This is a genomic window from Streptomyces sp. NPDC058470, from assembly GCF_042721055.1.
GTDB lineage: Bacteria > Actinomycetota > Actinomycetes > Streptomycetales > Streptomycetaceae > Streptomyces.
The window spans coordinates 16,077-35,925 of record NZ_JBHXMF010000022.1; the positions used below are offsets into that span (position 1 = coordinate 16,077).

The 19,849-nt window shown below is 67.9% G+C and carries 13 protein-coding genes; 9 read left to right on the forward strand and 4 right to left on the reverse strand.

Annotation, left to right across the window (positions count from 1 at the left end; translation table 11 throughout):
- Positions 1–5: 5 nt before the first annotated feature.
- From ACFWP7_RS18005 to ACFWP7_RS18015, 3 genes are all read left to right on the forward strand, one after another.
- On the forward strand, positions 6–1,160 hold the full coding sequence (locus tag ACFWP7_RS18005) for an ABC transporter ATP-binding protein (protein WP_384382500.1): 1,155 nt from the start codon (positions 6–8) through the stop codon (positions 1,158–1,160).
- A gap of 479 nt (positions 1,161–1,639) precedes the next feature.
- Positions 1,640–3,193: a UxaA family hydrolase gene (locus ACFWP7_RS18010; protein ID WP_384382501.1), complete on the forward strand. Its 1,554-nt coding sequence runs from the start codon at positions 1,640–1,642 to the stop codon at positions 3,191–3,193.
- Between the two features lie 310 nt (positions 3,194–3,503).
- Positions 3,504–5,918: a glycoside hydrolase N-terminal domain-containing protein gene (locus ACFWP7_RS18015; protein ID WP_384382502.1), complete on the forward strand. Its 2,415-nt coding sequence runs from the start codon at positions 3,504–3,506 to the stop codon at positions 5,916–5,918.
- A gap of 110 nt (positions 5,919–6,028) precedes the next feature.
- Here ACFWP7_RS18015 and ACFWP7_RS18020 read toward each other — a convergent pair whose 3' ends face one another.
- Positions 6,029–6,907 (reverse strand): SMP-30/gluconolactonase/LRE family protein, encoded by an 879-nt coding sequence (locus tag ACFWP7_RS18020; protein WP_384382503.1) that lies wholly within the window; start codon positions 6,905–6,907, stop codon positions 6,029–6,031.
- 149 nt (positions 6,908–7,056) lie between these two features.
- Positions 7,057–7,989 carry a LysR family transcriptional regulator gene (locus ACFWP7_RS18025; RefSeq protein WP_384382504.1) on the reverse strand — a complete coding sequence of 311 codons (933 nt, stop codon included), beginning with the start codon at positions 7,987–7,989 and terminating at the stop codon, positions 7,057–7,059.
- Positions 7,990–8,123: 134 nt separating this feature from the next.
- Between ACFWP7_RS18025 and ACFWP7_RS18030 the strand changes: the two genes are divergently transcribed.
- Together ACFWP7_RS18030 and ACFWP7_RS18035 are read left to right on the forward strand one after the other, a co-directional pair.
- Positions 8,124–9,326: a mandelate racemase/muconate lactonizing enzyme family protein gene (locus tag ACFWP7_RS18030; RefSeq protein WP_384382505.1), complete on the forward strand. Its 1,203-nt coding sequence runs from the start codon at positions 8,124–8,126 to the stop codon at positions 9,324–9,326.
- Between the two features lie 102 nt (positions 9,327–9,428).
- On the forward strand, positions 9,429–10,187 hold the full coding sequence (locus tag ACFWP7_RS18035; RefSeq protein WP_384382506.1) for an SDR family NAD(P)-dependent oxidoreductase: 759 nt from the start codon (positions 9,429–9,431) through the stop codon (positions 10,185–10,187).
- Between the two features lie 22 nt (positions 10,188–10,209).
- Here the strand turns inward: ACFWP7_RS18035 and ACFWP7_RS18040 are convergent, their stop codons facing one another.
- Together ACFWP7_RS18040 and ACFWP7_RS18045 are read right to left on the reverse strand one after the other, a co-directional pair.
- Positions 10,210–12,540: a glycoside hydrolase N-terminal domain-containing protein gene (locus ACFWP7_RS18040; protein WP_384382507.1), complete on the reverse strand. Its 2,331-nt coding sequence runs from the start codon at positions 12,538–12,540 to the stop codon at positions 10,210–10,212.
- A gap of 68 nt (positions 12,541–12,608) precedes the next feature.
- Complete coding sequence (locus ACFWP7_RS18045) at positions 12,609–13,763, reverse strand: ROK family protein (protein WP_384382508.1); 1,155 nt, start codon at positions 13,761–13,763, stop codon at positions 12,609–12,611.
- Between the two features lie 411 nt (positions 13,764–14,174).
- Between ACFWP7_RS18045 and ACFWP7_RS18050 the strand changes: the two genes are divergently transcribed.
- From ACFWP7_RS18050 to ACFWP7_RS18065, 4 genes are all read left to right on the forward strand, one after another.
- Positions 14,175–16,256, forward strand: coding sequence for a fibronectin type III domain-containing protein (locus ACFWP7_RS18050; protein ID WP_384382509.1), 2,082 nt, complete (start codon positions 14,175–14,177; stop codon positions 16,254–16,256).
- A 66-nt stretch (positions 16,257–16,322) separates the two neighbouring features.
- Complete coding sequence (locus ACFWP7_RS18055; protein WP_384382510.1) at positions 16,323–17,381, forward strand: carbohydrate ABC transporter permease; 1,059 nt, start codon at positions 16,323–16,325, stop codon at positions 17,379–17,381.
- Positions 17,382–17,392: 11 nt separating this feature from the next.
- Complete coding sequence (locus ACFWP7_RS18060) at positions 17,393–18,328, forward strand: carbohydrate ABC transporter permease (RefSeq protein WP_384382511.1); 936 nt, start codon at positions 17,393–17,395, stop codon at positions 18,326–18,328.
- Positions 18,329–18,372: 44 nt separating this feature from the next.
- Complete coding sequence (locus ACFWP7_RS18065) at positions 18,373–19,722, forward strand: ABC transporter substrate-binding protein (RefSeq protein ID WP_384382512.1); 1,350 nt, start codon at positions 18,373–18,375, stop codon at positions 19,720–19,722.
- Positions 19,723–19,849 lie beyond the last annotated feature (127 nt).

The window sequence follows — 19,849 nt, forward strand, 5'->3', positions numbered from 1 at the left end:
AGGGCATGATCCGGTTCGAACAGGTCACCAAGCGGTATCCGGACGGCACGACGGCCGTGGACGGCCTCTCCTTCGAGGTCGCCGACGGCGAACTCGTGACGCTGGTCGGCCCGTCCGGCTGCGGCAAGACGACGACCCTGATGATGGTCAACCGCCTGATCGAGCCGACGTCCGGGCAGATCTTCGTGAACGGCGAGGACATCGCCACCATCGACCCGGTGCAGCTGCGGCGCCGGATCGGATACGTCATCCAGCAGGTCGGCCTCTTCCCGCACCGGACCGTCCTCGACAACACGGCAACCGTGCCGTCGCTGATCGGCTGGAAGAAGGCCAAGGCGCGGGCTCGCGCCGCCGAGCTGCTCGATCTGGTGGGCCTGGATCCGAAGACGTACGGAGCGAGGTATCCGGAGCAGTTGTCGGGCGGTCAGCGCCAGCGTGTCGGTGTGGCGCGGGCGCTGGCCGCCGACCCGCCGGTGCTGCTCATGGACGAGCCGTTCGGGGCCGTGGACCCGGTGGTGCGGGAGCAGTTGCAGGACGAGTTCCTGCGGATGCAGCAGGCCGTGCGCAAGACGGTCGTGCTGGTCACGCACGACATCGAGGAGGCGGTGCGGCTCGGCGACCGGATCGCGGTGTACGGGCAGGGGCGCATCGAGCAGTTCGACACGCCGGGCGCTGTCCTGGGCATGCCCGCCACGCCGTACGTCGCCGAGTTCGTGGGCGCCGACCGCGGGCTGAAACGGCTGTCGGTGACCGCGATCGAGCCGAGCGACCTCGAACAGCCGCCGATCGTCCGGCTCGACGAGCCCGCCGAGCAGGCGGCGGCCCGGATGCTGGCGGAGGGCGCGCGCTGGGCGGTGGTCCTGGACTCCGAGGGTGATCTGCATGGCTGGGTCGGCGTCGACGAGCTCGGGGTCGGGGGTTCCGTCCGCGACCTCGTCCACCGGATGAACTCCTGGGTTGCCGTGGGCGCCCCGCTGAAGCAGGCCTTCGGCGTGATGCTCCAGCACGACGCGGGCTGGGTCGCCGTGGTGGACGGGGCGCGCTTCCTCGGTGTGCTGACCCCGGCGAAGCTGCACGAGGCGCTGCGCCGGTCGGTGGACGCGGACGCACTGGGCGTGTCGCGGGGTCAGGTGGAGTTCGACTCGGTGGCGGATGCCTGAGCTGTGGACGGTGCGGGGCGTTCCGGCCGGGAACCCGGCCTCGCGCCTGTGAGGTGAGCCGTCGACGCCCGGCGACTCGGAGTACCTGTGGGAGCCGGTACCGGGTTGCTCGTCGCTCCGGCGCCGGAGCGAGGGGTCGGCGCCGAGATCGCGTTGCTCGACGACCTGTGGCGGGCCCGCTTCACCACTGACGGGTAGGCCCGGGCGAAAGGCGTACGTCATTCTGCTGCCGATCTGCAGAGGGCGCTTCCCGGCCGAAGGAATTCTTCGGGATCGGTGGTCACTCTATTCGGCAATCTGCGGAGCGCGCGGCAGGTCGGATATGGATGCCCATTCCGGCGTCAGTCGCGTGACAGATGACTTCCATCCGTTTCTCACTCTTTTCGACAGCAACCGCCGCGGCCTACCGTGTGCGACACGACCGCGGTGGGCGCCGGATTCGGCAGCGGACTTCTGAACGTCAGTCTGAAGGAGCTCGTGTGGAGGAGACGACGGCCTGCCGCGTCCCGGATGTGGGGCGGCCCCGCCTGCTGGTGTCCGACCCCAGCGCCGACAACGTCGCGTTGACCTTGACCGATCTGCACGAGGGGACCGTCTGCGATGCCTGTCCTTCGCCGATCCCGATCGCCCAGGACATTCCGGCCGGCCACAAGGTCGCGCTGACCGATATCCCGGCGGGCCAGGCGATCGTGAAATACGGCGCCGTGATCGGATACGCGACGACTCCGATCACCCTGGGCAGCCATGTCCACGTCCACAACGTCGCGGTCAGGGGTGCGGCCTCGCCCAATCGCGGCGCCGCCCGGCGGACCCCCGTCTCGTGGACTCCACCGGTCGTCCCGACCCGCGACCATTTCCTCGGCTACGAACGGCCCGGCGGCGCTGTGGCAACGCGCAACTACATCGGAATCCTGCCGTCGGTGAACTGCGCGGCCACGGTGTCCCGGATGGTCGCCCGGGCGGCGGAGGCCGCGCACGCCGGGACCCCCGGCCTGGACGGGGTGATCGCCCTGGGCCACGATCTGGGCTGCGGCCTGGCGGAGGGCGGCCCGGGCGATGCGATCCTGCGCCGCACCCTGCGCGGCTATGCCGCCCATCCCAACCTGGTCGGAGTGGTCTCCGTCAGCCTCGGCTGTGAGGTCAACCAGCCCGAGCACTTCCTGGAGGATCTGCAACGACCGGTCGAGCAGTTGACCATCCAGGAGCTGGGCGGGTCCGCCGCGACGGTGAACGAGGCGCTGCGCCGAGTCGCGGTGATCGCGACAGAGGTCGCCGGACTTCGCCGGGAGCCCCTGCCGCTGTCCGGGCTCACCCTGGGCCTGCAGTGCGGCGGCAGCGACGCCTACTCCGGCCTGACCGCCAACCCCGCCCTGGGAGTGGCCGCCGACCTGCTGGTCGCCGCGGGCGGCCGGGCGATCCTCGGAGAGACCCCGGAGATCTTCGGGGCTGAACATCTGCTCGCCGCGCGGGCCGCCGAAGGGGGCCTGGTCGACCGGCTCGACGAGATCCTGGAGTGGTGGAAGGAGTACGTCCGCGCCAACGGGGCCGAGCTGGACAACAATCCCTCGCGCGGCAACCGCGACGGGGGCATCACGACCATCTGGGAGAAGTCGCTGGGCGCGGTCCTCAAGGGCGGCAGCAGCCCGCTGCGGGCGGTCGTCGACTATGCCCAGCGTGTCGAGGCCCCCGGTCTGACCTTCATGGACACCCCTGGCTACGACCCTGTGTCGGCGACCGGCATGGTGGCCGGCGGCGCGAACCTGCTGGCGTTCACCACCGGCCGCGGTTCGGTGTTCGGATCCCGCCCGGCCCCCTGCCTCAAGATCACCACGACCAGTCGGCTGTACCGGCATATGGTCGGCGACATGGACTTCGACGCCGGAGCGGCGTTCACCCGCGAGGAGCAGATCGCCACCGGCACCCGGCTGTTCGAGCGCCTGGTGGACCTGGCGTCGGGCGAGCCGAGCAAGTCGGAGCTGTTCGGGTTCGGCTCTGAGGAGATCGCCCCGTGGCGGATTGGGGCAGTGCTGTAGTCGCAACGGTGCGCTGCGTGCGGAAAGGTCGGGTTTCTCAGTCCGTTCCCCGGCCGGCGTCGGGACCGCTCTTTTCTCCCGCTCGCGTCGGTCCGCGCCTTGCCCGTCCAGGCGCCTTTCGGCGGCCAGTTGACACTGGATTACACACCAGAGTTGCGCCGAGGCCGGCGCCCCTGGCATTCCACGAATACCCGGGATGTCCTATGCGAATGTCAGGGGCCTTGAGCTCCCCAATTCGTCGATTTATGTTGCTCCTGCGTTTCTGAGCAGCACTTTCTGCGAATGAGAACTCCCCCGGAGGACAGCCCACATGAGCTCGCGCCAGCCTGCCCGCCCTCAGTCCCCGAGCCGTCGGAGTTTTCTGACGCTGACCGGCGCCGGTGCCGCAGGATCACTCGCCGCTTTCGCGGGACTCCCGGCCTTCACCGCCGCCGCGGCCGAACCGAATCGGCCCGCCATCGACCCCCGGGTGGACGACGGCACGGCGATCCGCCTGTGGTACGCGGCGCCCGCGGCCGCGGACAACATGCTCCAGCAGGGACTGCCCATCGGCAATGGACGGCTCGGCGCCCTCGTCAGCGGGAATCCCGCCGCTGAAGCGATCTACCTCACCGACGGCACCCTGTGGACCGGCGGGCGCAATGACGTGCTCAGCAGCGACGGCCAGTTCCCCTATGACCGGGTGACGTTCGGATCCTTGACCCAACTCGCCCACCTCACCGTCGGCCTACCCGGCCATACCCTGGACTCCGTCACTGGCTACAGCCGCGCCCTGGACCTGAGCAACGGCCTGGTCACGTCCTCCTACACGCAGAATGGTGTGACCTACCTGCGCGAGGTGTACGCGAGCCACCCCGACGACGTCGTGGTCGTGCACTTCTCCCAGAGCGGTGGCGGCACCTACACCGGTCGGGTCACCCTGGCCGGTACCCACGGCGAGAGCACCGCCGCCAACACCTCCGACGCCACTGCTTCCTTCAGCGGCGCCCTCGACAACGGCCTGCGCTACGGTGCCGCCATCACGGCGGTCAGCAGCACCGGTCAGGTCGAAGCCAACGACTCCGGTGTGGACTTCACCGGCTGCGCCGACCTGACCGTCGTCTTCAGCGGCGGCACCGACTACTCCCCGGACTTCGCCGAGGGCTACCGCGACCCGTCCGCCGACCCGCAGACGCTGGCCCGGGAAAAGGTCCGTACGGCAGTCCGCCACGCGCCCGACAGACTCAGTGACACCCACATCGCCGACTACCGGAACCTCTTCGACGCGATGACACTGTCGCTCGGCACCTCGACCGAACAGCAGCGCCGACTCGACACCTGGACCCGCCTTCAGGCCCGCGCCCAGGCCGGCGCGGCACCGGATCCCGAACTGGAGGCGTCCTACCTCGGGTTCGGCCGTTACCTCATGATCTGCGGCTCGCGCGACAGCGTGCCGATGGGTCTCCAGGCATCGTGGATCGACACCAACGATCCCGGCTGGATGGGCGACTATCACACGGACGTCAACATCCAGATGAACTACTGGATGCCCGACCGGACCGGCCTGCCCGGTTGTTTCGACGCCCTCACCGACTACTGCCTGGCCCAACTGCCCTCCTGGACCGACACCACGGTGCGGCTCTTCAACGATCCGCGCAACCGCTTCCGCAACTCCTCGGGCAAGGTCGCCGGCTGGGCCGTCGGCATCTCCACCAACATCCACGGCGGCTCGGGCTGGCAGTGGCATCCGGCCGGGAGTGCCTGGCTCACGAACACGATCTTCGAGCACTACGAGTACACGCAGGACACCAAGCTGCTCGCTCGCATCTACCCGCTGCTCAAGGGCGCCTGCGAGTTCTGGGAGGCGCGGCTGGTGCCCGTCACCGTCACCGACCCCGCCACCGGGCAGTCGCGCGAGGTCCTCGTGAACGACAAGGACTGGTCACCCGAGCACGGACCGCAGGACGCCATGGGCATCACCTACGCGCAGGAACTGGTGTGGACGCTGTTCACCAACTTCCACACCGCCAGTGCGACGCTCGGCAAGGACGCGTCCTACCGGAAGGTCATCGACGGCCTGCGTGAGCGCCTCCACCTCCCGCAGGTCAGCCCCACCACCGGCTGGCTGGAGGAGTGGATGACCCCCGACAACCTCGGGGAGGTCCAGCACCGCCATCTCTCGCCGCTCATGGGCCTCTTCCCCGGCGACCGCATCAGCCTGGAGTCCTCACCCGCCGACCTCGTCACCGGAGTCCGGAATCTGCTCGTCGCCCGTGACACGAGCCTGTACGGCTGGGCCAACGCCTGGCGCGCCCTGTGCTGGGCCAGGCTCAAGGACGGCGAGAAGGCGTACGAGATGATCACCAGGAATCTGCGGCCGTCCACCGGCAGGACCGGCGGAGCCGCCCTCAACCTGTTCGACGTATGGCCGCTCGACGACACCAGCAGCATCTGTCAGATCGACTCCAACTTCGGCACTCCGTCGGCGATGGTCGAGATGCTGGTGTACTCCCGCCCCGGCCGGATCGAGTTGCTTCCCGCGCTGCCCGACGCGTGGGCCAAGGACGGCCGGATCACTGGTGTCGGCGCCCGCGGCGGCTTCTCCGTCGACGTGTCCTGGCGCGACGGCAAGGTCACGCAAGCGGTGATCCGCAGCGTGGGCGGGCGTACCACCGAAGTCACCGCGGGTGCAGTGACCAGGACCGTACGGCTCAAGCGCGGCGAATCGGTGACGTTGCGCTGGTAGACGATCACGCCACTCGCGGCATGGAATCGGCCACCCGCGGCATGCGGGTGGCCGAGCACTTGGCGGTCGCGGGTTCGTGAGTGGTGATCACTCGCGTCGGGCCGAGGAGTTCAGGCCCGGAACGGCTGTACAGGAACCCCCGTCGTGCCGGTCTCGACGACGAAGACGGAACCGTTCAGTGGGAAGCGCGCCAGTTCCTCGTCGGACAACCCGTTGCGCGCGGAGGTGATGTAGAGGCGGCCGTCCGGACCGAAGACACAGCTCGACGGCTGGTGGGCGGGCACCGGTACGAACCCGACCACGCGCCCGGCCGGATCGTATCTGCGTACCTCGCGGCCTCCGAACATGGCCACCCAGAAGCAGCCGTCCACGTCGACCGCCAGGCCGTCGGGAACGCCCGGTCCCTCGGTTTCGGCAAGGACGTCGAGTGGACCGAGGGTTCCCGGCTCCGGATGGAAGTCCGCCCGGTAGAGGAGATTGGCGTAGCTGTCGGCGAGGTACATGACCGTGTCCTCGGCGTTCCAGCCCAGCCCGTTCGGCAGGACCAGGCCGTCCACGACCACGACGCTCGGCGACTCGCCGTCCCAGCGGTGCAACCTCCCCTGCTCGGGGGCGAACTTCATGTCGTTGCTGCCGGCCCAGAACCGGCCCCGCGAGTCCACCTTGCCGTCGTTCATGCGCCGGTTCGGTTCGGGCAGGATCTCGTCGACCAGCTTCAGCTCACCGTCGACGATGAAGCCGAACCCGTCGGACACCGCGGCGGCGAAGCCTTCACGGTCGGCACGCGGCGCGACGGCACCGACCATCATCCCGACCTCGGTCACGGTCTGCCGGCCGCTGGACAGGTCGTCCTCGAACACCTTGCAGCCGTAGATGTCGACCCACACGAGCCGGCCGGTGCGAGGATCGAAGACGGGTCCCTCGCCCACGTCCGACGTGTCACTGCGAATCGCGACATCGAGATCCGAGTAGGTCCGAACACTGGTCACGCCGACTCCGTTCGTTGGCTTTTCGGCAGCCGACAACCGGGCTGCTCTCCAGCGACGGACTGCTGCCGACCAACCTCGCCCGGGGAAGCAGCCACGTCAATGGAGAGTCACGGATGACTGATATCCGGACCCCGAATCACACAGGGAATTCAGGGCGGCGGAACAGCCGTTGTGCCCTCCGGCCGCGGTGCGCGGACGACCGCGCGGATAAACGCCTGTGCTGCCGCACCCAGGGGGCGTTGCGAATGCCACCAGACACCGACATCCCGGTATCGGTTCAGGTTACGGATGGGGCGCATTTCCATGCCCTCACGCTGGATCATCACCGCACCGAGATAGTTGATGATTCCGATACCGTGTCCGGCCCTCACCATTGCGCCGAGTGTGGTCGGCTGATGGGACACGGTGCCGAAGGGGGCGACCGTGTCCTTGATGCTCAGCTCGACTTCGGCTTCATAGCCGACCACCGTGTTGGCAAGCGGGTTGCCGATGGTGATGACCCGTTGGTTCACGAAATCCTGCAGATCCACCTCGCTCTTCTCGAGCAGGGGATGGCCGGTCGGCGCGAGCATGACGAACGGCTCCCGCCACAGCGGACGCATGGTGAACGCATGATCGTGCGGCTCGGGCCGGACCGGCCGGAGCGCCACCGAGACCCTTCGCTCGGACAGCGCCGCCTCGATGAAGGCGACGTCTCCGTCGAGCACCGCGACATGGATCTGCGGGTGTTTTTCCCGGAGTTCGGTGATGACGCCCGGGAGGAATTCGGAACTTCCGCTGGCGAAACTCGCGACGCTCACGTTGCCCGAGATGGTTCCGCGGTCGGTCTGGCGTGCGGTGACCAGTTCATCGGCGGCCGCGAGGACGGCACGAGCTCTCGACAGCAACGCACGGCCGTCGTCGGTGAGGGTGAGCGGCCGTATCCGGCGTTCGATCAGAGAGCACCCCAGTTCGCGTTCGAGGCTCGCTATGTGTGCCGAGACCCGCGGCTGGGACAAGTGCATCTGCTCAGCGGCTCGCGTGAAACCGCCGGCGTCCACGACTTCAACCCATGTGCGTAGCCAGGCCAACTCGAGTGCCATTGACAAAACCTCCTCGGCGCGACAGCTTGACCGCTGTTCGCGCAACAAGCTATCGGTGCGACATATGCGAGGCGGATCGCCCGCATTCGCATCTCGACGTTGACGGCCCCCAGTGGCCATGGCCGACTGGGGGAATGACCGATCAAACTTCCTTCGGTATCGCCCGCGGGCTCCTGTCCGTCCATGGCGCCGACCTTCCGCGTGGCGACGACGGTGCGGTGATCACATCCGTCGAGACGTATGCCCTCGCCGTGCCCCTGAAGCGGCCCATCGCCGACTCCACGGCCGCCATGACGCACTGGACGGTGCCCGTGGTGGAGATCCGCACCGCCGACGGCCGTGTAGGGACCGGGATCTCGGGCATCCACTGTGCCCCTGAACTCCTCACCGACGTGATCACCTCGTACTACGCCGACGCTCTCCTCGACACCTCGTCGGAAGACATCCTGGGCACCTGGAAGCGCCTCTACTGGCTGCCGACGCACTGGATCGGTCGTGCCGGTGTCGTCCACATGGCCCTGGCGATGGTCGACATCGCCCTGTGGGACCTCGCCGCGCAGCGTGCGGGCATGCCGCTGTGGCAACTGCTCGGCGGGACGCAGGACAGCATCGAGGCGTACAACACCGATGGAGGCTGGCTGAACCTCGACGACGCGGCTCTGGTCAGGGACCTCACCTCGCTGATCGACCACGGGTGGTCCCGGGTGAAGATCAAGGTGGGCCGCCCCGACTGGAGGGAGGACGCACGACGGGTGCGTACCGTCCGCCGGGCGATCGGGGACGACGTCACGCTGATGTGCGATGCCAACCAGCGCTGGGACCTGTCGACGGCGAACCAGATCATGCCGACCCTCGAGGAAGCGGCGATGGCCTGGGTCGAGGAGCCGTTCCATGCCGACGATCTTCAGGCACACGCCCGCCTCCAGGCCTCGACCCGGCTGGACATCGCTGCCGGGGAGAGCATCTACTCCTACCACCAGTTCGCCTCCTTCATGGCGGCCGACGCCATCCGGGTCGTGCAGGTCGACGTCACGCGCGTCGGCGGAGTCACGGAGTGGCTGCAGATCGCCGGCCACGCCGCGTCGAGAGGACTGCGGCTGGCGCCCCACGCCGGCGACATGATGCAGGTGCACCAACACCTGGCGGGCACCGTCCTGTCCGAGGTGCCGCCCCTCGTCGAGTTCATCCCGTGGACCCAGGAGGCGTTCGTCGAGCGCAGTGTCGTCCACGAGGGCCTGCTGGAGCGCCCGCAGAGTCCCGGTGCCTCGACCGCGATCACCCGGTCCGCGCGGGTCCGCTGGCAGATCCCCGGAGTGGGCGACACCAGGACGCTGTGACGACGCACGTGCTGTTGCAGGGCCGTGCGTCCGCGTCCGCTCCACAACCAGAGCCGCTCCAGGGCTCGCAGAGCCCACGTACATCCAGTGAAAGGGACTGACATGTCTGAGTCGCAGCCGCACCGGTCCGAGGAGAGAGTGGCCGTCGTCACCGGCGCCGGCCAGGGGATCGGCTACGCCATCGCAGCGGCCCTGGCGGCCCGCGGTGTGCGCGTGGTCGTCACCGACCGCAATCCGGAGACGGGAGCCGCCGCGGCGAAGGAACTGGGCTGCCTGTTCCTGCCGCTCGACGTGTCGGACCCAGCTGCCATCACGGCGACGGCCGACGAGGTGGTGCGGCAGTTCGGACGCGTCGACATCCTGGTGAACAACGCGGGGATAGCTCACGAGGATGATGCCCTCGACGTGACCGACGAGGTGTGGAACCGCATCCTCGGTGTCGACCTGACGGGCACCTTCGTGGCCTGCCGCGAGTTCGGCCGGCACTTCGTGCGCCAACGCTCCGGATCGATCGTGAACATTTCCTCCATCGCGGCCTTCATCGGCTCCAACCCCGAGTACCACGTCGCGTACGACGTCGCGAAGGCAGGCGTGGCCCAGCTGGCGCGATCGCTCGCCGTGGAGTGGGCGCAGTACGGAGTCCGGGTGAACGCCGTCGCGCCGGGCCGTACCCGTACTCCGATCCTCGACACGGTCGGGATGGACGACCCGGAGCGGATGACGCAGTGGATCGAGCAGATCCCCATGCGCCGGCTGCTCGACGCCGATGAGATCGCCTCGGCCGTGGTGTTCATCGCTCTCGACGGGTCCGCGGTCACCGGGCAGACGCTCCTCGTCGACGGCGGTCAGATCGCCCAGTGACCGCCTGAGGGAGCGGTTGTCGTCAGCTTGAGCGGACGACAACCGCGTCCCCTTCGCCGAGCTTTGCCTCAAGGATCTCCTGGCCGTAGCGCAGTCGGGTGCTCGCGGCGGCGGAGCTGTGGATGCGCGCTGCGTCGAGGCGCCCGTCGCGCCAGTGAAGATCGACGGTGAAGCCACCGCGGGCGCGCAGTCCGCGGACGTATCCGTCCCGCCAGCTCGCCGGTAGTGCCGGCAGCAGTTCGATCTGGTTTCCGTCGGACTGGACGAGCATCTCGGCGATGCCGGCGGTTCCTCCCGCGTTGCCGTCGAAGGAGTAGATGTTCTGCTCCGCCCCGGCCACCCCGCCCGCGGAATAGGACATCAGGTTGGCCTCGCTGGCGTCCGCGATCAGGTTGGTGAGGTGCGTGAGCGCCCGGTCGCCCTTGAGCAGGCGGGCGAAATAGACGGTGAAGTTCGCCTCGACCCACTCCGTCTGCTCCCAGCCCGGGGCCTGCTGTCTGCGCTCGATGGTGACCTCCGTGGCGCGTGCCAGGTCCGGTGTGTCCCGCGGAGTGATCTGCCGTTCCGGGAAGAGAGCGCTCAGATGCGAGGTGTGCCGATGGCTGGGATCGGCCTCCTCGTAGTCGTACAGCCATTCCTGGAGCTGTCCGTGCCGCCCGATCCGGAACGGGGGCAGCCGACGGCGTGCTTCGGCGATCCGGGCCCTGAGTTCGGCATCGACGGCGAGCAACTCCGCGCTCTCGGCGCAGATACGCAGCACGGCCTCCACGAAGACCCGGTCGGCGGTGGCGCCCATGGACACCGAGCAGCGGCTTCCATCGGGCGCCAGATACCAGTTCTCCGGGGACTCGGAGGGACCGGTGACCAGCCAGCCGTGTTCCGGCTCCGCCACCAGATGGGCCAGGAAGAACTCGGCGGCCTCCCGGAAGACCGGGTAGAGGCGCTCGCGCAGGAAGACCTCATCGCCCCCGTACTCGTAGTGCTCCCACAGTTGGAGGGCGATCCACGCCCCGCCTGTCACGTTCAGGCCCCATCCGATGCCCGAACCGGGTGCGGTGTAGCCCCAGGCGTTGGTGACGGTGTGCGCGACCCAGCCGGGAGCGCCGTACATCTGCGTGGCGGTCGTACGTCCGTGTGCGGCTGTGGCCTCGATCAGGCGGAACAGCGGCTCCTGGCACTCGGCGAGGTTCGTCACCTCGGCCGCCCAGTAGTTCTGCTGCGTGTTCATGTCGAGGTGGAAGTCGTTCGTCCAGGACGCGCTGCTGGCCAGTCCGTCGTTCCAGAGTCCCTGGAGGGCCAGTGGCAGGGGTGAGTTGTGGCGGGAGCCGGCCACGGTCAGGTAGCGGCCGAACTGGAAGTACAGCGCGACGAGTTCGTCGTCGGCCTCCCCGGAAGCGAGCCGGGCACGGCGTTCGTCGGTCGGCAGAACCGCTACGTCGGCCGGGGAACTCCCCAGATCGATGGAGACACGTCGCATCAGGGCCCGGTGATCCGCGAGGTGCGCGGCGCGGACCGCCGCATACCCGGCATCCACGGCAGCTGACAGGAGTACTTCGGTCCGGAATGCGGGATCGTCCCCTGCCCAACTCGTTCCGACGGCGACGTAGACCACTGCCGCGTCCGCGCCCTCCAAACACAGCGTGTCGTCGACGCGGCGGATGGAACCGCCCTCGGCCACGAGACGTGTACGGATCTCCAGGGCGACCCCCTGCTGTCCGTTGCTGTGGAGATCCTCATGGGCATGGCCGCGAAGGACGACGCCGTTGTCCGTGGCCGCGATCCGTCCGGGAATCACCCCATCCTGGATCGCGAGGGAGCATCCGATCGAACCCGGCCGGTCGGCGGTGAGACGGATGGCGATGACGCCGTGCGGATTCGAGGCGAGCACGGCGCGCGTCAGGCGTATGCCGTCCTGTTCGTAGGTGATGGACGCGACGCCCGTGTCCAGATCCAGGGTCCGGCGGTAGTCCCGGACCGGAGCTTCGCAGTGGAAGTCCAACCACACTTCGGGCAGGGGCAGGTTGGTCCCGAACGACTGCGGTCTGCCCGTGAGGTGTTCGGCCGCGAGCCGCTGTGCCTCTTCATGGCGGCCCGCGAAGAGAAGTTCGCGGATGTGCGCGAGGTGTTGCCGTGCGGTGGGGCTCACATCGGCCGTCGACGGCTCGCCGGACCAGGCCGTCGACTCCGAGAGCTGGACTCTCTCCCGGTCGGTACCGCCGTAGACCATTCCGCCGAGGCGGCCGTTGCCGATGGGGAGCGCTTCGAACCAGCGGGTGGCCGGGCGGGCGTACCAGAGAGCGCCGGACGGAGCGTCGGCGCCGGGGGACTTCCACTCGGAATTGAGGTTGAGCATGGCGTGCACTTTCCAGGAGTGAGGGAGCCGGACGAGATGTGTGCGGGGTCGGACGCCATCCGCAGGCGTCACTTGGTGGGGGCGAAGAGGTGCTGGGCGGCGACCGCGGCCCCGCCGCGGGCCCATTCCTCGAAGGGCAGCGGCCTGACCACCAGGTCGCAGTCGGAGGCCGCACCGAACGCCTGATCACCGAAGGTCTGCCGGATCTGGTCCTCGTAGAGGGCGTAGGAGGCCACTCCCTCACCGGAGATGATGATGCGTTCGGGGCCGATGAGGTTGGCGACGGAGGCCAGGGCGAGTCCCATGGCGTGTCCGGCCAGAGAGAAGACGGAACGCACGGCGGGATCGCCGGCATGCGCGAGTCCGACCGCTTCGTCCATGGTCAGGGTGGGGTTGCCGCTGGCCTGGCGCGCTTGTTCGGTGACGGCGTGGGTCGAGGCCACGGCTTCGACGCAACCGGTGTTGCCGCAGGTGCATACGCGGTTGCTGCCGCCCACCGGTAGATGTCCGAGCTCTCCGGACACCCCGTGCGCGCCCGACACCACCCGGCCGCCGATGGAGAGCCCGCAGCCGATGCCGGCGCCGACGGTGACCAGGGCGAACGACGACAGGCCGGCCCCGGCGCCGAACCACTGCTCGGCGACGGTCAGCGCCCGTACATCGTTCTCGATCACCGTGGGGAGGCCGGTGGCGGTCTCGACGAGCCGGCCGAGCTGCACGCGGTGCCAGTTGAGGAAAGGCGAGTACTGCACGATGCCGTTCGGGCCGTCCACGTCCCCGGAGATGGTGACGCCGACACCGTGTACCACGCCCTCCTCCAGAGCTCCCGCCTCGCTCCTCAGCCGTGCGATCAGTTGGGCGATGGCGAGTACGACGGTGCCCACGTCACGCGAGGCGAGGGCGGCCCGGGCGGTGGCGAGCGGCTGCGCGACGAGATCGGTGACGACGCCGATGAGCTCGTCCGCCGTGACCTTCACGCCGAAGAAGCGAGCACGCTGCGCGCGTACCGAGATCAGAGTGGCGGGTCGGCCGTGGGCGCGCTCGACGGCGGGCCTGCCCAACTCGGTGATCCAGCCGTCGGCCAGCAAGGGAGTGGCCACCTTGGTGACCGCGCCGGGCGACAGTCCGGTACGGCGGCCGACCTCGGCCCGGGTCAGGGGACCGTGGGCCAGCAGGGCCTGGAAGACCAGGGCAGCCGCAGGCGGCTGGTCGGCGAGCGTCATGCAGCGACCATACATTTCCGCTGGAAAATAAGAAAGCAATTCTGGCATGCCCGAATAACCACTCCTTCCCGCATTACCTGGTCCAGGCCGATCCATTCTTTAGACGAATGTTCATTATTCGCGTCGCGCAATATGTTGACGCTGGAAGGAAAGCCTGGCTACATTCGCGGCACCTCGCGTCCGGTGGATGAGATGCTCCTCCGGCGCAGGTGGCGGCCGGTTTCCTCCCCAGCCGGCCGTGTTGTTGTCACCCTCCCGCGGTGTTCCGGGACGACCACCGTCGAGGAGGGCAAAAAGGGCAGGCCCGAGCTGCCCCGGCCAACCAATTCCTCATGCGGCTGACCGTGCATGGGCACTACACGGACTCATCAGGAGCCCACTGTGCCATTTCGCGCCGAGATGGAGTAACCCATGGTTCGTCCAGCAAGACCCGCAGATTGCGCACGCCACAGACTGCGCCCCAGGGGCATCCGGGAACTCGCTCTGCCCGTCATCGCCGCCACTGTCCTCGTCGCGTCGACGGCACTGCCGACCGCCGCGTCCGCGGCCGACACCTCTCCGGTGAGCGGGGGCCACGGCGCCACACCCGTCCTGGCCGCCAAGCCGTACATGGGCTGGAGCAGTTGGAGCCTGGAATCGACCAAGTACCCCGGCTACGGGGTGCCCTGGCTCACCGAGGACCACGTCAAGGAGCAGGCCGACGTGATGGCCTCGAAGCTGAAGTCCCACGGCTACGAGTACGTCAACATCGACGCGGGCTGGGCCACCAGCTTCGACGAGTACGGCCGCCCGATACCGAACCCCGACACGTTCCCCAGCGGCATGAAGTCCCTGGGTGACTATCTGCACGCCAAGGACCTGAAGTTCGGTCTCTATCTGGCGGTCGGCCTCGACCCCGCGGCGTACAACGACGGCAAGAACCGCATCCACAACGCGCCCGGCTGCACGACCGCGGACATCGTCTACCCCGACCTGCGCAAGACCAACGGGTGGGACTACGCGTACAAGATGGACTTCGGCGATCCGTGCTCGCAGAAGTACATCGACTCCCTCGCCGACCAACTGGCCGGCTGGGGCGCGGACTTCCTGAAGGTCGACGGTGTGGGCCCGGGCTCGTGGCAGGGCGACGAGAACCACGACAACACCTCCGACGTGAAGGCCTGGCACACGGCGCTGGAGCGGACGGGCCGCCCGATCGAGCTCACCCTGTCCTGGTCGCTGAGCCACACCCAGGCCGACGTGTGGAAGGCCAACTCCAACGGATCGCGGATCGACACGGACGTCGAGTGCTACTGCGACACGCTGGTGACCTGGAACAACTCGGTCAAGGGACGCTGGAACGACGTCGTCCAGTGGATTGACGACGCGGGCCCCGGCTACTGGAACAACCTCGACGCCCTCAACGTGGGCGTCGGCGCCATGGACGGCATCACGGATGCCGAGAGGCAGAGCTACGCGACCCTGTGGGCGATCGAGTCCGCGCCGCTCTACTCCGGCGACGACCTCACCAAGCTCGACGCGTACGGCCTGTCGCTGCTCACCAACGACGAGGTCATCGCGGTCGACCAGGCGGGCAACCCGGCCAAGCCGGTCAGCCAGAGCTCGCCGCAGCAGGTCTGGTACTCCCGCAACGCCGACGGCAGTTACACCGTGGCCCTGTTCAACCTGGGGGGCGAGGCCGACGAAGTCACCGCGGACTTCTCCGACCTCGGCATCAGCGGCAAGGCGTCGGTACGCGATCTGTGGAGCCACAAGAACCTCGGCAGCGTCTCCGGCAGCCTCACCGAGACCCTTCCGGCGCACGGTTCCCGACTCTTCACCTTCACCCCGAAAAACAGCAGTGCTCCTGGCACCCCGCTCGCCGTGCACGGCACCGCCGCCACCGCGAGCAGTGTGACGCTGGCCTGGGACAAGGTGAACACCGGCGCCTCACCCGTCACCGGCTACGCCGTCTACGCGAACGGCGCGAAGGTCGCCACCACCAAGGGCACGTCCACCACCGTCAGTGGACTGAGCGCCGGCACCGGCTACTCCTTCACCGTCGTCGCCAACGACGCCGAGGGCAGACGGTCCGCCCCGAGCAAGGCCGTCCCCGTCACCACGCCGGCGGCCGGCGGCCCGACCGGATACGAGGCCGAGGCATCGGCCAACACCCTCACCGGCAGTGCGAGCGTCTTCGACTGCTCGGGCTGCTCCGGCGGCAAGAAGGTCGGCAACCTGCCGTGGGGTGCAGTGGCGGTCAACAACGTCACCGCGCCCAGAGACGGCACCTACCTGATGAAACTCGACTACGTCGACGGCGACTCCAGCCGGGTGATCGAGATAACCGTGAACGGCGAAACCGTCCAGGTCCCGCTGGCCGGCACCAACGACAACAACTGGAGCACCGCGCAGTCCATCACCATGCCCATTCCGCTGAAGGCCGGCAGCAACACCCTGACCTTCACCAACCCCGTGGACTGGGCACCCGACATCGACAGGATCACCCTCTGACCGGCACCGGCTGACTCACCCTCACCGTTCCACCCGCTCTACGCACCACACGCAAAGGAGAGTGCCGTGGTGGTCACATCCAAGGACAACCACACGACGCCGGTGACACCGCCGTCCGGCGCGGCCGGCACGGTGGCCACCACGGCCACCTCACTGCTCAGCAAGAGGGATGGCAATCCCGCGAAGGACGGCCGGCCCGCTGAGGGCGGCAAACTCACGAAGATGCGGCGGTCCACGCCCACCAGGTCGTTCGCGGCACGTCGCAGGGACCTGCCGGTCGCGCTGCTGCTCATCTTCCCGTCGGTCGTCGGCTTCCTCGTCTTCTACGCCTATCCGACCTTCCGCGGGATCTACCTCAGCTTCACCGACTTCCGTGTCCTCTCCCCGCCGAACTGGGTGGGCCTGGAGAACCTCCGGACGATGGCGCACGACGACGTCTTCTGGCAGTCGCTGTGGGTCACGGTGTACTTCGTACTTCTGTCGGTGGTCTTCGGCACGCTGGTGTCGCTGGTGACGGCGGTGGTGCTGCACCGGGTCACCCGCTCCTCGACACTGCGCGGCGTCATCCTGCTGCCCTTCCTCATCTCCAACGTGATCGCCGCGCTGGTGTGGCAGTGGATGCTCGACCCCACGATGGGGATCATCAACATCGCGTTGGAGAGCCTGACCGGCCACTCCGTCCTCTTCCTCGGCAGCACTGACTGGGCGATACCCGCCATCGCCGCGATCAGCGTCTGGAAGTGGATGGGCTACTACGCCCTGCTGATCTTCGCCGGCCTGCAGACCATCCCGCCGACCATCTACGAGGCCGGCCGGGTCGACGGCGCCAGTGAGTGGCAGATGTTCCGCCGCCTGACCGTGCCCCTGCTGCGTCCGATCCTGGCGATGGTCGTCGTGCTGACCGTCATCAACTCCTTCCAGGTCTTCGACATCGTGCAGGTCACCACCAAGGGCGGTCCGGCCCACGCGTCGAACGTGCTCCAGAAGTACATCTACGACAAGGCCTTCAGCCAGTTCGACTTCGGCTACGCCGCCACCATGTCGCTGGCCCTGTTCGCCCTGCTCATCACGGTCACCTTCACCCAGCTACGACTCGCCCGCGCCAACGAATCCGATCTGAACTGAAGGAAACCGTCATGGCCTTCACCCTCGCACCCACGCGGAACGGGCAGCGCCCGGTTTCCCCGAGCCGGTCCCGCAAAGTCTCGCCCGGCCGGATCGTGGCGTGGACGTACCTCGCGGTCGTCATGGCTCTCACGCTCTTCCCGTTCTACTGGATCCTGCGCACCGCGCTGTCCAACAACTACCTGCTGGCGACCGACCCTTCCTCGCCGCTCCCGGTCGGTTTCACCTGGGGTGCTTTCCAACGCGCCCTCGGCCTCGCCTCCGCCGCACAGGCCCAGGCCCAGGGCGGCTCGGGCGCCTCCCTCGACATCGCCCTGTTCCTGCGCAACTCCCTTGTCTACGCGACCACTCAGACCTTCCTGATCGTGCTGTTCTCCGCCGCCGGCGCCTACGCCTTCGCCCGGCTGCACTGGCGCGGCCGCGATCTCGTCTTCAACATCCTCATCACCGCCCTGATGGTTCCGACCGTCTTTACGCTGCTGCCGAACTTCGTGATGATCAAAGACCTCGGGCTGTTGAACTCCTTCGCCGGGCTGATCCTGCCCGGGGGGCTCTTCCAGGCGTTCACGCTGTTCTTCCTGCGGCAGTTCATGCTCGGGCTCAGCAGCGAGGTCGAGGAAGCCGCGATCATCGACGGCGCCGGGCCACTGCGGATCTTCTTCCGGATCATCCTGCCCATGTCGTCCGCGCCGATCGCGACCGTCTCACTGCTGATGTTCGTCAACGCCTGGAACGACTACTTCTGGCCGTTGCTCGTCACCAGTTCCCAGGACGTGCAGCCGCTGACCCTCGGACTGGGCGTGTTCAAGCAGTCCTCGCCGCAGGCCGCCCCCGACTGGGCCGGACTGATGGCAGCCGCCCTCATCGCCGCGCTGCCGATCCTGCTGCTCTTCCTCGCCTTCGGCAAACGCATCGTCAACTCCATCGGCTTCTCCGGCCTCAAGTAAGGGCTCAGGAGCCGAACGGCTCCAGTCAAGCGAAAGAAGGAATCATGAGAGTTCGTAAGGTCGTGGCGCTGGGCGCTGCCCTCACCCTGACCGCCGTGGTCTCCGCCTGCTCCTCCGGCTCGGGCTCCGGCTCCGGTTCCCAGACCGTCAACTGGTGGACCTGGGACGACAAGCAGGCCGCCGCATACGAGGTCTGCGCGACGGACTTCGAGAAGGCCAACCCCGGCGTGACCGTGAAGATCTCGCAGTACGCCGTCGCGGACTACTTCACGAAGCTCACCGCCGGATTCGTCGCGGGCAACGCCCCCGACGCCTTCCAGGACAGCATCACGTACTTCCAGGAGTACGCCGACCAGAACCAGTTGCTTCCGCTGGACGACTACATGAAGAAGGACAACTTCGACCTGTCCCGCTTCTCCGTCGGCGTTGACTCGTGGAAGTACACCGACGGCAAGCAGTACGGCCTGCCGCTGGACTGGGCCGCGACCGGCATCTACTACAACGCCGACATGCTCACCCAGGCGGGATACACCAAGGAGGACGTCGACACGCTCAACTGGAACCCTGACGACGGCGGCACCTTCGGCAAGCTGGTCGCGCACCTGACGCTGGACACCGGTGGCCGGCGAGGCGACGAACCCGGCTTCGACAAGAAGCACGTCGAGACATACGGCTTCGGTCAGATAGCGGCCAAGGACTTCCTGGGTGACACCACCTGGAGCTCCTTCGTCTCCACCACCGGCTGGCGGCTGAGCAACAAGCCGAGTTGGCCCACGACCCTGAACTACGACGATCCGACGTTCATCAAGACGATGGACTGGGTCCGCACCCTCGTGGACAAGGGGTACGCGCCGGCGATCGGGACGTTCACCGACAGCGTCTCGGACATCGACCTGCTCTCCTCCGGCAAGGTCGCCATGGAGACCGGCGGCTCCTGGTCGGCATCCACCTTCACCAAGATCCCGGACCTCGAGGTCGGCATCGCGCCCACCGTGCTCGGCCCCGACGGCAAGACCCGTGCCGTGTTCAGCAACTCCAACGGCAACAACATCTGGGCCGGCACCAAGGACCCCGACCTGACCTGGAAGTGGGTCTCCTACATGGGTTCGGAAGCCTGCCAGTCCAAGGCATCCCTGACCGGCACCTTCTTCCCGTCCATCCCCGCTTCCATGGAGGCCTCGGCGAAGGCTCTCAAGACCGAGGGCGTCGATCTGTCGGTGTTCACCGACATGCTCAAAAACAAGGTCCTCTACCCTGCCCCGAGCCTCACCAACGGTGCGGCTCTGGAGGCCGCGTTCGAGCCGCTCTTCGAGGCGTACTTCGCCGGTGAGAAGGGCGACAGCATATTCAAGGACATGCAGAGCCAGAGCAAGACCATCCTCGCCGAAAAATGACACACCGGCATCGGGCTGGCCGCGGGGGTCATCACGCCGGACGGCGTGTGCCCCCCCCGGTGCGGCCAGGGGGGGGGCCCCACCCCCCACCCCAAAACAACCCGCGCGGCGGACCCCACCACCCCAC

Coding starts and splice junctions, on each gene's coding strand:
- ACFWP7_RS18005 (WP_384382500.1), top strand. CDS start 6: ATGATCCGGTTCGAACAGGTCACCAAGCGGTATCCGGACGGCACGACG.
- ACFWP7_RS18060 (WP_384382511.1), top strand. CDS start 17,393: ATGGCCTTCACCCTCGCACCCACGCGGAACGGGCAGCGCCCGGTTTCC.
- ACFWP7_RS18065 (WP_384382512.1), top strand. CDS start 18,373: ATGAGAGTTCGTAAGGTCGTGGCGCTGGGCGCTGCCCTCACCCTGACC.
- ACFWP7_RS18045 (WP_384382508.1), bottom strand. CDS start 13,763: ATGACGCTCGCCGACCAGCCGCCTGCGGCTGCCCTGGTCTTCCAGGCC.
- ACFWP7_RS18035 (WP_384382506.1), top strand. CDS start 9,429: ATGTCTGAGTCGCAGCCGCACCGGTCCGAGGAGAGAGTGGCCGTCGTC.
- ACFWP7_RS18025 (WP_384382504.1), bottom strand. CDS start 7,989: ATGGCACTCGAGTTGGCCTGGCTACGCACATGGGTTGAAGTCGTGGAC.
- ACFWP7_RS18030 (WP_384382505.1), top strand. CDS start 8,124: ATGACCGATCAAACTTCCTTCGGTATCGCCCGCGGGCTCCTGTCCGTC.
- ACFWP7_RS18015 (WP_384382502.1), top strand. CDS start 3,504: ATGAGCTCGCGCCAGCCTGCCCGCCCTCAGTCCCCGAGCCGTCGGAGT.
- ACFWP7_RS18050 (WP_384382509.1), top strand. CDS start 14,175: ATGGTTCGTCCAGCAAGACCCGCAGATTGCGCACGCCACAGACTGCGC.
- ACFWP7_RS18040 (WP_384382507.1), bottom strand. CDS start 12,540: ATGCTCAACCTCAATTCCGAGTGGAAGTCCCCCGGCGCCGACGCTCCG.